This window comes from Streptomyces sp. NPDC052042, from assembly GCF_044548345.1.
In the GTDB taxonomy this organism is placed as follows: Bacteria; Actinomycetota; Actinomycetes; order Streptomycetales; family Streptomycetaceae; genus Streptomyces.
Window position 1 is genome coordinate 176,267 of the sequence record NZ_JBIUBU010000010.1, and the last position, 14,157, is coordinate 190,423.

The window sequence follows — 14,157 nt, forward strand, 5'->3', positions numbered from 1 at the left end:
GCTTTCGACGACGGTCGAAAACCCATGAGATCGAGAAGGACTACCGGGGACTGTTTGTGTCCGGGGTCGCTACCGGCCCCGCCGCCGGGGTTCCCAGGCTCCCGGATTCCCGCCCTCGTCGAGGCGGCCGTTTCCGCCCGCGTCAAGGGCTGCGGCTCTCCCAGCCACCAAAGCACGCAAGGCACGCGTTGAGAGCGCCGTTGCCCGCCCCTGCGCGCGAGTGCCGCCCGTCCGCGTTCGGCCCGGCCGCGCGGGTACGGGCACGGGGTCCGGAGTGGGCGGAGACGACCGGACGGCGCGGTGCAGCGGACCATCGATACGGTCGTCGCCACCGCGGAGGGCCCGGTGCATGGCGCCGCCCACGACGGTCCGCGCAGCTTCCAGGGCATCCCCGTATGCCGCCCCGCCGAGCAACTTCAGAATCAGGGCCGGGGCTACCAGGGCTGAGGCCCGGTGCCAGTCCGCCGGGCCGAGGGGGGACAGACACCGGGCCACCGGGCCGAGGGGCGGAGGACGGCCCCGTCAGTCCTTCTTCTCGCTCTTCTCGCTCTTCTCGCTCTTCTCGCTGTTCTCGCTGTTCTCGCCCTTTTCGCCCAGCTTCTCGACGAACTCCTGCGCCTTGTCGACGGCGGTGTCGATCGTGCCGCTGTGCTTGTGGCCGGTCTTGTCGTCGATGAAGCCGCCGGCCTTCTCAAGCCCCTCGGTGATCTTGCCGCCGTGCGTCTCGGCGATCTCCTCGGCCTTCTCCTTGAAGTTCTTCAGAGCGTCAAACATGCGGAATACCTGTTTCCTTTAGTGAAGTGCCTGGTCAGAAAGGTCAGAAACATGATTCCACGAGGACGTGGCAGATGGGTGACGGTCCGTGAAATATGCGTCCGGAGGGATCCGCGCCCCCACCCGGACGGGCAGGAAGGCGGAGGGGATGGTCACGGGCGTTCCCCGTCGGGGGTGGTCCAGCCTTCCGCCTTGTCGGCGCGGTTGATCCTGTCGAGGATCTCGTCGCCCTGCGGGACCCCCACATCACTCAGGACACGCGCCAGGTTGACGCCCACGAAGCCCCGGTCCTCCGGTGTCAGCGCATGCAGTGTGGCCGCGAGGGTGTGTTCCCAGCTGTCCTTGTCGGAGAGGAGGCCGTGGTGGTTCACCGTCCAGTCGAGCACCTCTCGCGCCTGTTCCGGCTGGTGCAGCAGCCAGAGGGCCGCCAGACCGACGGGCCCGCCGGCGACGACCTCCCGGTAGAAGCCGTACGCCTCACGGTGCGCTTCACCGAAGCCGGGCGGGAGGACGGGTTCGGCACCGATGCCCGGGGTGGGCCGGAACGCGGCCGGAGGGTCCAGGAACCAGTACGTGATTCCGGAGCCGTCGATCACCTGTGGTTGTCCGGGCGGTTCGACCTGGGTCGTACCGGGATGGGGCGGCGGCTCCCGCAGCGGGTCGGCGGTGCCCGGCAGAGTGGCGTTCTCGTTGATGTGACGGCTCACCAGCTGTTCGGCGGCTTCCTCGGTGATCTGGTTCCTGGCCGCCACGACCGGGTTGCTGACCCGCCAGGCGACGCCGTAACGAGCAGGGGGCTTCGGTGCCCGACGCGGGATGTCGACGGAGAGCTGCCGGCTCGTGAGCGAGACCCACACGATGTCGAAGAAGTCGTCTTGGTGCACCGCACTCGCCGTGGGCCGCGGGTACCCCCAGTAGTCGCCGGTGCCGGGCGGCACCATCGCGTCGGCCCCGTTGTGCGCGAGGAAGACCAGAGCGCGGTCCTCCCGGAAACCGAGTCGGTGGCGGAGCAACTGCCAGGTCGGCGAGGAGTTCAGGGGCGTGATGAGAGGACCGGTCATGAGGCGAACCCTTCTGTCGGGGAGCCCGTGCGGGTGCGATGGCGGCCCAGGACGAAGCGCATGACCCCGCGGTGGCCCCGGGCCGTACCGGAGAGCGCGGCGAGGAAGCGGGGAAAGGCGGTGCGCCGCCGTTCGTCCGGGTCGTTCTCGATCAGGGAAAGCCCCTGGGCCACCGCCGTGTGCGTGACCGGGTCGTCGAGGCCCTTCACCACCATCCGGAGGGCCTGTTCGGGGTGGTCTGTGAGCAGGCCGGCGAGACGCAGGCGCCCTGCGCCGGACGTGCCCGGACGGGGGAAACCGACCAGGCTCATCGAGCCGATGACATGCGCCGCCAGGGCGTGGCGCGGTGTCCCCGCCTCGGCCTCCTGCCAGCGCCACAGGTATGCGAGGACGAGACCGTGGTTGGCCCGCTCGGAGAGCAGGGTTCCCAGCGCGAAGGACACGGCGGAGCGCAGGCCGCGTTCCAGATCCGTGTCCGACGGCCCGTCCAGTGCGGCGTCCAGGAGCTTCAGGGCCACAGGTGGGCGGGCCAGGCCGTAGCCGCCGCCGCAGGTCTCGGCCACGGTGCACCGGAGGGGTAGGTGCGCGGCCTGGCTCCACAGCCTCAACTGCTCCCGGACCGCGCCGGTGAGCGCCGGGTACTGGGCCACCTCCCCGAGCGCGTAGGCGACCAGCCGACGATGCCAGCGCTTCTCGGACCCGGCGAAGGTCTGGAGCTGGCGCAGGGCGTCCGGACCGGTGGCGTGTGCCAGCACCCTGCCGATCGCCTGGCCCGCCGCCAGTTCGACGCCGGGGTGGTGCGGAGCTGCTGCCAGGGCTCTCCACAGCAGCCCCGCCATGCCCTCGTAGTCCAGCCACAGACAGCGGAGCAGGGACTCCGAGCGGTGCCGGCCGGAGAAGGCCACCGGCTGGACCGGGTAGCGCTTCCCGGCTTCGACGCGGGCCGGTAGCAGCCGGGCTCCGACCGCTGCCAGCCGGTCCTCGAAAGCCGGTCCGAGAACGTCGCGCCGGGGCCCGGGCTCCTGGTCGGCCGCTCCCGCCGATTCGAGCTGCCCGGCCCCCGCGGCGGCCGGTGCCGGACCGCAGCGTTCGAGGACGAGAGGCCGCAACACGGCCCCGTACCCCTCGACGACCGTACGGTCCAGCCCGGACAGCAGCGAGACCGCGGCCATGAGGGAGATGTCGTCGGCTCGGTGACGCGACTGGGCCAGCACCTTGTGGGCCTCTGCGGGGCTGCCGGTCCGAAGGTCGTCGAGGACGGAGTCGGCGTCCTTCCCCGACACGACGACCTCGCGCAGACCATGGGCGACGCCCACCGCGTCCCGGGGCAGCGGATGGGCATGCAGATAACCGGCGAAGCCGGAGGAAGCGAGGAGCTTCAATGCCTCCGACCGCTGGGCGACGGTGAGTTCACCCGCCTCGAACATGGTGTTGAGGCCCTTCGTCGCCACCTCGGCCGCCGGCGGTGGGTGATGCACGACCTGCCAGGGCGTCGTGCTGACGGGCAGCGGCGTCTCCTTGCGGACGGTGATGACGAGATGGGCGCCCGCCCGGCGCAGCAGCCCGGTCAGCGCGGTGAGGACGACTTCGCCGAGCGGGTCGGCGGCAGCCGGGGACAGGCTCTGGAGCAGATAGCCGCGCCCTTCTGCCGGGCGCCAGCGCGAGAGGTCCTCCGAGGAGTCCAGGCCGGTGATGCCGTCGGGCCCGTGCCGCTCCGCCAGCAGCGCGAACGCGGCGGTGCTCGCCCCCGTTCCGGCGCCGGCCCTGAGCACGAGCACATGGCCGTCGAGCATCTTGCGGCACCGGGTGTAGGCGGGCGGCTCGACGAACGCGCGCAGTCGGCCGAGGACGTCGTCCGCGGGGTACGGGCCCTCCCGCAGACGTGGTTTGACGATGTGGTCCGTGACGGACTCGTCGGACGAAGCGCCGATCACCATGGTGACGTCGCCCGTGATCCCGCCCATGACCGCCATGCCCCGGTCCAGCCGCTGCTGGTTGTCGCGGTAGGAGTTTTTGGCCCCCGGCCGCTCGTAGGCGTCCGAGTCGTCCGGTCCCGGAACGGTGCCCGCCCCGGTGCTCACCGGCGGTCCCCGGACTCGCCGGTCCGCTTGTCCCCGGTCACGTTGTCACCACTGCCCCAGTGCTGGTTGGTGCCCTGGTACGAGGTGGACTTGCCGGTGTACACGACGTCCCGGCCCACATCGCCCATCACGGCGGCCCCCTCGCCGACGCGCTGGGTATTGCCGCTGTACCCGGCTCCGTACCGGTCCGCCGACGTTTCCCCCGGCTCGGTGGGCGCGGCGTCGGCGCGGTCCGCCGGCTCCTCGCGGGCCCGCACACCGGCCTGCACGAGGTTCCCGGAGGGCGACGGAACATACAGCCAGGCACGCTGGGAGAAGTTCTTTCCGTCCACGGTGGCCGGGACCTCCACACAGCGGTCCGGGTGGAGTCCGGTGTATCCGCCGAGTACGACGTCCTCGTAGACGCGGTGCGACATCACCGCCGCCAGATGGGTGACCTGTTCGCTCGCCGCGGCCAGGATCGCCTTCACCGGCCGGGAGTCCAGCAGGCGGTGGGTGTCGTTGCGCGCGGTGCCGTTGCCGTCGTCCGGTCGGCCGGCGTCAGGCAGCGGCCCCACGTGGACACTGGCCCGGAGCCGGATGCGGGGCCCCACGAACTGCTGGTTGTACGACCCGAGGACATCGTCCAGCACGCCCAGGAACGGCCAGAGCACGAACGGCAGCATCGCTGGATCGAAACCGAACACCACACCGTCCCCGGTGCTGGCCGGGAAGCGCTTGGAGTCGCGCAGTTCGTGGAGCCCGGCCCGTTCGAGCGCCTGGTCGACGAGCTCGGGGATCAATTGGCTCACCGGGCCGTGCTGCACGGCGGAGAGTCCGGTGAAGTCCTTCGCGTCGACGGCGAACAGCGCACGGTAGGGAGGCAGTGGCCGGCTCTCGGTGTGCGGGGCGGGGACAGGCGTGTACACGGTGAACTCCTCGTGGAAGGAGGGAAGGTGGCGAAGCCGGGATCGGCTGGTTCGAGACTCCGCCTGTTCCGTCCGGTGAACTGCCCAGCGCAGGGCACTTCCCGGGTGTTCCACATCACAGCGCGCGTGCTCGGGGCAGGGGCCCGCTCGGACGGCGGCGGGGCTCAATCACCCGGGCGCGCCGGTCCGGGCGCCGTGGCGGTATTCGCCCAGCCGCGCAGCTCGTTCATGTTCTTGATGACGATCGCCCTGCGGGCCGTCTCCACGGCACCGGACTCACGCAGTCGCTGCAACCCGGTGATGACCGCGTTGCGGGTCACTCCGATCGCCTGGGCGACCTCCTCCTGGCTCAGACCGGTCAGCCGCACGACGCCCGGTTCCGCGGCGGGCGAGGTGAGTTCCGCCAGCCGCAGCAGGGTCCGCGCCAGCCGCACGACCAGCGGAAGCGTCAGCAGCTCGGTGCGGTGCGCGTCGGACTCCCGCAACCGGGACAGGGCCTGTCGCATCAAATCCATGACGAGCCCCCGCCGTTCGACGAACCGCCGGAACCGTTCCGCCTCCAGCACTACCGCCGTGCACGGGGTGAGCGCGATCACCTCCGCGGTGCGCGAGGTGCTGTTGAAGACGGACACCTCTCCCAACAGGTCACCCGGCCCCCGGAAGGCGAGCCAGGTCACGGCCCCGTCCGGTTCCCGGCACACGACCTTGGCGAGGCCCTGGGTGAGTGCGAGCAGATAGGTTCCCGCGGAGCCCTGCCGGAGCATCACGCCGCGTTCGGGAAAGGTGCGGGGTGTTCCCTGCTCCAGCAGCTCGCGCCATGTCTCGTCCGAAAGCACTCGACGCCTTCCTCGTTCGCCCGGTACCCGCCCTAGCCCCGGCTGTCGCCCACGGGCGGCCCTGTCGTCCTCCCCCGGCCCCACGAGTTCTACTCGGGGCCGGCTGCCATCGCCGCCGACCGGGGGAGCCTCCCCCTGGAGCGCGCCGGGAGTTCTGTGGGTTCGGGCGCAGCCGCCGACGTCGGGGCCCATGCACAGGGTGTGGATCGCGTTCGGAGCCCGGGAGGGTACGGGGACACCAACGAGCGGTCGGCGGAAAGGCGGGTAGGACCCGGCCGCTCCGGGCCGGGTCCTGCCCGCCTTTCCACGCTTTTGACGCCTGCACCTCCGCGCTGCCCGGCGCCTCCGCGTGCTTCCGCCTCCTACCTGTCCGTAACGGCTCCGGCTCTCAGCCGGTGAGCTCGTGGTAGCGCCGGAAGAGGATCGACTGGCGCTCCGCCTCCGTCCGGCACATCCGAGATGCGCCGAATGCCTTGTCCACCACCGCGTCCAGCGCATCATGGGCTGCGACGAGATCAGCGTCCATTGCCGTGACTTTATAGTGTTCGGCCAGAGATTTATGCGGAGCGAGCTGGCGGACCGAAATGACTCCGCGACCCTTCTCGATTATTTCTTGCCGCAGGTCCGGAGGTGTCCACGGCAGCGGAAGGTTGTTCCATACGATGGTGTTGGAGAAGCGGAGATCGGACTTGATGCGACCTCCGATCGCCCGCTGCCACGTCATGAACATCGAGGACGAGATGAGCCCGAAGAGGAAACCATCCTCGTCCGGGGTGAGGAAATTAGCGTTTCCGCAGATGACGTCCGCACCGAACCGCGCGGCGGTGAAGTAGCGTCGAGCCTCACTGACGTGCGCCGGGATGGCGAGGTAGGGGACCTCGGGTTGCCGATTCTCTGCGAAGAGCTGAGGAGAGGCAGCGAGTGCGCGGGTCTGTGCTTTAGAGCTTTCTTGTCGCTTCTCGCGCACAGAGTTCAGCCTTGCCGCCAGCACCGGGCTCGCCGCCAGATCGGCGGGGTCGGCGCCTTCCAGCCAGAGACACCAGCGGTCTTTTGCCTGCGTCAACTCGTCGGCGCCGAGGTAGGTTCGCACGTACCTCGCCGCTATGGGGTCGGCGACTACCTTGTCCCGATCGCCCGGCTCGACGATGAGCCCGCCCCCGTCGGTCGGCTTCGAACCGTACACCACGGGCGGAACTTGGGCGGAGATCGGTTTGGAGCGTTTGCGTACGAGAAGGTCCGGGCCGTCGATCAGATAGGAATTGATCCCGTTGACGACCGGTGTTTCGATGGGGTCGCCCCCGACGTCCGGGTAATCGAAGAGCCGCTGCCCCTTCCTGCCCTCCCTGCCTGCCTTGGCGAACCCGATGATGACGCAGTGGACGGCTGCTTTGCCCGCCGCCTCCGAAGTCCAGGCGAAGGTCCGGTGGGCGAACTTGATGCGCCATCCGTCGTGTTGGAGGGCTTCGAAAAGGGCCGGGACGGCTTGGCCCTGCGTGATGGAGTTCGTCGTGACGAAGGCGAATTGGCCGGGGCTGCCTTTGAAGTACTCCATGACTTTTGCGTGCCAGACCGTCGCATAATCGAGGTAGCCGTCGTAGCGTGCCCCCCACGCGTGCTTGGCATCCGCGATCTGCTCCGCCGTCTTGGTGTATTGGCCGATGAACGGAGGATTGCCGGCGACGATCACGTCAGGGCCGGGCTCGACCAGCAGCGACCAGTCGTGTCGGGCCGCGTTGGACACGGTGATGGTGGCCTGACGCCGGATGGGCAGCCGGTCGGGAGCCCATCCGAGGCGCTCGATGAGTTTCAGGTCGGCCTGGCGGTCCATCAGGAACATGGCCGTCTCGGCGATCTTGGCCGGCCACTCGTCGATTTCGATTCCGTAGAAGTTGTCGAGGGTGACTTTGAGGCCGAGATTGGCCAGGAGCATCTGATTGCTGCCGGTGAGCTCTTGCAACCTCTCCATGATCCGCAGCTCCAGGTCGCGGAGTTCACGGTAGGCGATGATTATGAAATTGCCGCACCCGCAGGCGGGGTCCAGGAATTTCAGACGTCCGATTCTGTCGCGAAGCCGCGTGAGGGCCAGTTTCTCGTTCTTTTTTGACTTGGTGGCCTCGAACTCGGCGCGCAATTCGTCCAGGAAAAGCGGATTGAGTGTCTTCAGGATATTTTCTTCGGAGGTGTAATGCTCTCCGAGTTCGCGACGGGTTTTCGCGTCGCGTACCGACTGGAACATCGACCCGAAGATGGCCGGACTCACCGTGGCCCAGTCCCTCTGGCATGCCTCGAGTACCGTGTCTCGGAACTCGGGCTTCAGGGCGGGCAGGGTGATCGGTTCGTTGAAGATCCCGCCATTGACGTACTTGAAGCCGCGCAGATGCTCGGGCGCGGGGCCGCGGTCCTCGTCCGCTCTGTCCAACCAGGTGAACAGCTCGTTCAGCCGGGGCGCCAGGTCCGAGGCGTCCGGTTCGGTGTGGGTCGCGATGAAACGCTGGAACAGGCCGGCCTGCCACATGTCGGTGTCGTCACCGAACATCAGGAACAGAATCCGGGCCAGACTGACGGAGATCTCGTGCTCCGACGTTCCGCATGATTCGAGCGACGCGTACATGCGGGCCATGAGCTTGGAAGCCTGACGGGTCTCGTTCTGCGCTTCGACGTCGAAGGCCTGTCGCACCTGGGCGATCAACCCAGTCGCATCCGGCGGCTGGTTCCAGTCGATACGGATCGATTCGAGCCGGTGGGCGAAGTTCGGATTCTCTTGCCCCGTGGTGTGGCGGTGCGACGAAAGCCGTGTGGTCGTGCCGCTGCCCGTGGACCTGCGCACCGGCCAGCGCCAGACCTGCTCGTTCCCGTCGTGGAAGATGATGAGCCGGTCGACCGACTGCTGAGCGATCAACTGGTCGAGCTGGGCCTCCAGGGCCGACCCGGGCCGCTGAGCGCACACCCAGACGCAGACGCCCTTGTGACTGGAGACGTTCTCGGCCGCGATCGACTCGCCCTCGTCGGTCGTGAGGACGACGGGCCGCCTATGGGCGGGCGCGGACCAATGCAGGTCCTTGAGGAACAGGTCGCGGTAGCTGTGCGACTCGACGCGCTCGATCAGGCGGTTGTTCATGCGGGGGTCACTCCGATCGAGCAGACGATCTTGATGGGGTCGGATTCGCTGGTCCTGATGACCAGCCTGTCGTCCTCGTGGAGCTGGTTCAGCACGTCGATGAGGTCGTCGTAGCTGTACCGGTTCCGCAGGGCGATCCGAAGCCTGGCGTTGGCGTGCTCCGTCAGGGGCCGTTCGTGCAGTGCGTTGAGTGCCTCACGCGCCTGATCCGTGAACAGGGTGCCGGTGCTGCCGTGCAGCCGCTCCCACACGCGCTTACGGGTGCCCTTGAGGTTCCCCTCGGCCACCGCCTCCGTGGTCAGCGGGCCGTGTACCAGTTGCTCGACGCGTTCGAAGAAGTCGCCCAGCGGTTCCCGTACCGGAGTGTCGGGCTCGGCCTCGAACACCCGCAGCGCCTCCAGCGGAGTCACCAGCCGCTCCCTCATCACCCCGTCCGGGCCGGGGGCGGAGATCGCGAACGCCTCGACTCCGGACCGGGTGTTGATGAAGCAGGCGACCTGGTCGCCGCTCTCGGCAACCCGTGGGGAGCGGGTACTACCGATGTTGTCCTGCGAGGCGAGGACGCGTCGGACGAGGTCGGGGTACCGCTCGGTGGCATGGGACCACACCAGGTACGCCTCGCTGACGGCGTCCGCTTCGCCTTCGTCCTCGTCGGTGTCGGACAACTTGCCGTTGTACAGGTCCTCAAGGATCTCGACCTCGCGCTCGGACCCGAAGAACTGCTCGTCCGAACCGAACGCCTGGGCACTGTCGGCGAGCCGCTGCTTGATCCGCCGACGCAGATTGATCTGCTGCTCCACCTTGTCGTGAGTGATCAGATACACGTACACGTGGTCGGAAGCCTGACCGACGCGGTCCACACGGCCTGCCCGCTGGATGATGCGGATGATCGCCCAGGGCAGGTCGTAATTGACGACGATGTGCGCGTCCTGAAGGTTCTGCCCCTCGGAGAGCACGTCGGTGGCGACCAGGACGTCGAGCTCGTCGTCGGGTGCCGGCGCGGCCGAGGGGTCGTGCTCGTCGTCGGGCAGTGCGTTGGAGCGGGGAGAGAAGCGTTTGGCGATCTCGGCGGGGTCGGCGGTGCCGCCGCTGACGAGCCCGACCCTTCCGATGCCGGCATCCTGCAGCGCCTGGGCGATATAGGTGGCGGTGTCCACGTACTCGCTGAACACCAGGACCTTCTCACCGGGGTGTTCGTGACGCAGCAGGTCCACAAGCCGGTTGACCTTGGAGTCGCGGGTGACGTCCCAGGTTCCGAACCGGGCGAGCAGCGCCTCGATGGTCTCGTTGTCCCGCCGGAGGTCGGCCCGCAGCGCCGGCGTGAACACCGTGGAGTTGATCCATTTGGTGTTCCTGGGCAGCGAGTGCTTCAGCTGTTCGTAGCGGCCGGCCATGTCGCCGTGCAGCAGAGGACCGTCGGCCTCGGTCTCGGAGTCGGCGCCGAGATCGGTGAACCGCAGCTGGGCGTCGGTGAACGTGCCGATGGGGAGGGGGAGCCCCTCGTCGATCGCGTACAGGAACAGCTCGTTGCGGGCCCGCTGGCGGGTGAGCGACACGATGAACGAGTGCCCCGACGAGGACAGCCGCTTGAAGAGGCCGGTACGGACGAAGCCGACGACATTGCCCCGGCCGGAGCGGATGTCGTCCAGGACCGCACGATCCGTGTCGGTGTGCTCGGCCTTCGGGTTGTCGTACGAGGACAGTCGGTAGCGGGGCAGCAGCAGCGAGGCCACTGCGTCGAGCGTCGCGTCGCTCTCCATCTCCCGGGCCACGTCGTCCTCGGCGAAGTCGTGCACCAGCGGACGCGGTACGCGTGTCGGGAAGTGGAACCGCTGTCCGTTGGCGAATTCGAGATACTCCCGCTCGACCGTGGTTCCGTCCGGTGCGACGACCGACTCCGTCTTCGCGGACCGCTTGACGAACGACCGGGTCCTGCGCACGAGGTGGTCGCTCATGAGGCGCTTCCAGTCCTCGGCCTCGGCCGATCTGCGGAACGCGGTGAGAGTGGTCGTCTTGCCGTCGACCTTGGCCCGCAGACCGGGCTCCTTCCCCAGCGCGACCGTGGGCTCGATACCCAGGTCGTCGTCATCGTCGAGGTAGAGCCCTATCTGGTTGGCGACATCCGTGAAAGCCAGGTTGAACGGTGTCGCCGTCAGCAGCAGTACCTTCGCGCCGTTGTCGCGGACGTACTGGTGGATGGCCTCGTAGTCGACGCGTGTGCTGTTGCGCAGGTTGTGCGACTCGTCGCAGATGACGAGGTTGAACCGCTTCAGTTCGGGGAGCCGCCCGGCGGCCGTCGAGTACGGCACGACGCGGCCGTTGACGTCGTACTTCTCCAGATGCTTGTGCCACATCGCTTCGAGGTTCTTCGGGCACAGGACGAGGGTGGAGTAGTCCTCGGCCCCCTGCAGCATGAGCGCGGTCGCGATGGCGGTGAGGGTCTTGCCCATGCCCACGACGTCACCGAGCATCGTGCCGCCCCGCCGGACTATCCGGCGTGCGAGGGTGCGCACCGCCGTCTCCTGGTAGTCGAGCAGCAGGTTCCTCATCGACGGCGGCAGGACGTAGCCCATGCCGGCGCGGGCATCCTGGGACAGCTCGTGGCAGACCTTGAGGTACACCTCGAACGGGGTCGGCTGGTCACCGGCCCAGGACGCCGCGATCAGATCCATGATCTCGGTGGTGATGGTGAGAGAGAAAGGGTCGTCCCACCGGTTGTCGAACCATGTCGCGAGCTTCTGGGTCGCGTCCTTGTCGGGGACCTCGATGTTCAGTTCGAGGTTGCTGTAGAGCCCCGCGCCCGTGAAGTTGGAGGAGCCGACATAAGCGAATCGAGGCGTGTGGTGGTCACCGGGCTTGTGGAAGATGTACGTCTTCCCGTGGAGCGGTTTCTCGGTGAACACCTTCACCTGCACCAGGCCATCAGCCAGCTGGCTGCGCAGGGTGTCCAGGGTGGCGCGGCCCTTCGTGGTCGCCAGCCCGCGCATCAGCTGATTGCGCAGGTGACCGACCAGACGCTCCTTGCGCGAGTGTGCTGTCCCCATGTCGTGGTACTGCTCGTCGTCGCCGTGCGGGGACTGCACGTCCCGCTGCAACGACTCGAGGATCGTGTCCGAGTCACTGGGGGCGACCATGCCGACAAGGAGGCGCACCACCGGGGCCCCGGCCCCGCCGGCCCCCTCGGCCCCGCGCTTGGACTCGACGAGGTCTTTGAACGAGTCCCAGCCGCGCATGTCGAAGTACCCGGTCGCGACATCGACGGTGGCGAAGCCGGCCAGCGACTGCTTCAGCGCAGTCCCCAACTGCTGATCGTCGAGGTTGTCAAAGATCTCAGGCACAGAGCTTGCTCCTGGCACCGGTGGCTGGACGAATTCCGCGTGGGAGGCGCGGAGGCAGCTCCGATGCTACGGCGGGGCGGGGCAACGCCTTTCAGGGCGCCCGATCGACGGGCGGGGGCCGAGCTCTCCGGGACGCCCTTGGGGAGTGGCTGAGGCCGTGCGACGACGAGGGTCCCGACCGCTGCGCGGTCAGGGCCCTCGTCCGCCCTGGTGGGCGGATGCGGTGGATACGAGATTCGAATTCGTGAGGGGTTGCCCCCAACACGCTTTCCCATGCTGCTCAGCTTGGTCCACCGCAGATCCGTACCCGTTCTGAGCTGCGGTGGAGTGGACCGCGGGGCAGCGGCTGGACCAGGCCGGACAGGGATGAACGAGATCAGGACCGAGACCGGACGGCTGATCGGAACGGGCCGTGGGAGTGCGTCCGGAGGCGGTGGCCGGAGTCGGGTTCGGGTCAGCGCCCTGCCGGGATCGGTTCTTCCGCGGCCTGGGCCGGGACGAGTGCTATGCGGCGGGAGACGTGGCCGAGGGCCATGAGCGTGAAGACGTCTCCCAGGACGGGGACGCGGAAGACGAAGGGGCGTGGCCCGATGGAGTCGGAGATCGAGTCGATGCTTCCCTCGCTGTTCTGCCTGGCCATCAGGTAGGCGACGCCGGCGGCGACGGGCTGTGGGTCCGGCTGGTGGCACAGGGCGATCAGGGCGTAGGCGGTGCTGACCGGGTCGCTGGGCGAGCCGGGCTGCTGGCCCCAGCCTCCGTCGCCGTTCCGGCTGCGCAGAATGTGATCCAGCGCCTTCGACCGCAGTCCGTGCGCGCCGGGTTCGTCGAAGTGCGAGACGGCCAGCACAGCACGGAACACGGTGTGGAGCCTGCTGGCGCTCCAGTCCGGCGGGAAGGTGCCGTCCGCGCGCTGCTGGGCGGTGAGATACGCCAGGGCGTCGGTGAGTACGGCGGGGTCGTGGGGCGGTCGGCAGGTGAGGGCGTTGATCGCGGCGGCGGTCATGCACGCCTCGGACGGGGCACCGGCGACATAGGTCGGGAAGCCACCGTCGGGGCCGCGGGTGGCGAGCAGTGCCTGCCGGGCGCTGTCGACGGCCGCCTCGTGTGCGGGGTCGCCGAGGGTCTGGAGGAGTTCGAGGATTACCGAGACGTCGTCGTTGTCGGTGACGTCGGAGACGTCGGTCACCGACCACCCGCCGTTCGGCTTCTGCCGCTCGACGAGGTTGTCGGCGATGGCCCGGACGACCTCGTCGGGTGCGCCGGCGGCCAGCAGCGCCACGCCCGCGGTCGCGGTGCACCAGGTGTCGGTGTCGGTGAAGAAGGGGATGCCTCCGTCGCGGCGCTGGTGTTCCAGGAGCCTGTCCACTCCGGCCCGGACCACGTCCTCATGCCCGCCCAGCCGGTGCAGCGCGTGCAGCACGGACAGGTGCACCAACAGGTTGCCCTCCCAGATCCCGCTCCTGCCCTGGGTGGACAGCAGCAGGTCGACGTCACGCTGTTCGACCCGGCCTGTCACGCCCGGCACCGTCGCCCAGATGACCTTCACGGAGGTGGTCTGGACGTCCGCCCAGGGGTGGAGCCCAGCGTTGGAGAAGGACGCCGGGTCCGGCTCCCGGTCCGTGTCGTGCTCGGCGCCGCAGGCGATGAGCAGCGCATCGAAGGTGGCACGCTTGCGGCGACCGGTGAAGTCGGGGGCCTGCGCGATGTAGGCGTCGAGGTCGAGGGGCCGGCTTCCGGCCGGGGTGCCGCAGGCCGCCGCGATGACCGCCTGCTCCAGCGGGTGGGCGGTGCTGCGGCGCCGGTCCAGATAGCCGGCGATCCGTGCGGCACGATCGGCCCGGTCGGGCATACCGCGCAGGAGCGAGAGCGCGAGTGCGGACTCCAGCACCCGGCTGTGGCAGGGGTCGCGAACCCCGCCGTCGGATTCGACACGCTCGATCACGTACGTGGTGAGCCGGTGCATCGCGGCACGCCAGCCGATGGGAAGCGAGTCCTCGGGCCAGCGGATGTGATCGGGCAGGGTGGGTCGGAAGCGCACGGG

General features: G+C 68.7%; 9 protein-coding genes. 1 reads left to right on the top strand and 8 read right to left on the bottom strand.

Features of this window, described 5'->3' with window-relative positions:
• Positions 1–300: 300 nt before the first annotated feature.
• Entirely contained in the window at positions 301–447 is a 147-nt protein-coding gene (locus tag ACIHCL_RS18825) for a hypothetical protein (protein ID WP_399863050.1), read from the top strand.
• 75 nt (positions 448–522) lie between these two features.
• Here ACIHCL_RS18825 and ACIHCL_RS18830 read toward each other — a convergent pair whose 3' ends face one another.
• The 8 genes from ACIHCL_RS18830 to ACIHCL_RS18865 form a co-directional block, all read right to left on the bottom strand.
• Positions 523–774 (bottom strand): antitoxin, encoded by a 252-nt coding sequence (locus tag ACIHCL_RS18830; RefSeq protein ID WP_399863052.1) that lies wholly within the window; start codon positions 772–774, stop codon positions 523–525.
• 152 nt (positions 775–926) lie between these two features.
• Positions 927–1,835 (bottom strand): hypothetical protein, encoded by a 909-nt coding sequence (locus ACIHCL_RS18835; protein ID WP_399863053.1) that lies wholly within the window; start codon positions 1,833–1,835, stop codon positions 927–929.
• Positions 1,832–3,916 carry a hypothetical protein gene (locus ACIHCL_RS18840; RefSeq protein ID WP_399863055.1) on the bottom strand — a complete coding sequence of 695 codons (2,085 nt, stop codon included), beginning with the start codon at positions 3,914–3,916 and terminating at the stop codon, positions 1,832–1,834. Before ACIHCL_RS18840 ends, ACIHCL_RS18835 begins: the two co-directional genes overlap by 4 nt.
• Positions 3,913–4,824: a hypothetical protein gene (locus ACIHCL_RS18845; protein ID WP_399863057.1), complete on the bottom strand. Its 912-nt coding sequence runs from the start codon at positions 4,822–4,824 to the stop codon at positions 3,913–3,915. Before ACIHCL_RS18845 ends, ACIHCL_RS18840 begins: the two co-directional genes overlap by 4 nt.
• Before the next feature lie 164 nt (positions 4,825–4,988).
• Entirely contained in the window at positions 4,989–5,660 is a 672-nt protein-coding gene (locus ACIHCL_RS18850; protein ID WP_399863058.1) for a Crp/Fnr family transcriptional regulator, read from the bottom strand.
• A 388-nt stretch (positions 5,661–6,048) separates the two neighbouring features.
• The gene (locus tag ACIHCL_RS18855) at positions 6,049–8,778 is read right to left on the bottom strand and encodes a class I SAM-dependent DNA methyltransferase (protein WP_399863060.1); all 2,730 of its coding nucleotides are present in this window, start codon (positions 8,776–8,778) and stop codon (positions 6,049–6,051) included.
• Positions 8,775–12,116: a helicase-related protein gene (locus ACIHCL_RS18860; protein WP_399863061.1), complete on the bottom strand. Its 3,342-nt coding sequence runs from the start codon at positions 12,114–12,116 to the stop codon at positions 8,775–8,777. The genes ACIHCL_RS18855 and ACIHCL_RS18860 overlap by 4 nt, the downstream gene beginning before the upstream one ends.
• Before the next feature lie 454 nt (positions 12,117–12,570).
• Complete coding sequence (locus ACIHCL_RS18865) at positions 12,571–14,154, bottom strand: prenyltransferase/squalene oxidase repeat-containing protein (RefSeq protein WP_399863063.1); 1,584 nt, start codon at positions 14,152–14,154, stop codon at positions 12,571–12,573.
• Between the last annotated feature and the right edge of the window lie 3 nt (positions 14,155–14,157).

What these genes read in the sequence shown, in the direction of transcription:
- ACIHCL_RS18830 (WP_399863052.1), bottom strand. Translation starts at nt 774, where the DNA reads ATGTTTGACGCTCTGAAGAACTTCAAGGAGAAGGCCGAGGAGATCGCC.
- ACIHCL_RS18835 (WP_399863053.1), bottom strand. Translation starts at nt 1,835, where the DNA reads ATGACCGGTCCTCTCATCACGCCCCTGAACTCCTCGCCGACCTGGCAG.
- ACIHCL_RS18855 (WP_399863060.1), bottom strand. Translation starts at nt 8,778, where the DNA reads ATGAACAACCGCCTGATCGAGCGCGTCGAGTCGCACAGCTACCGCGAC.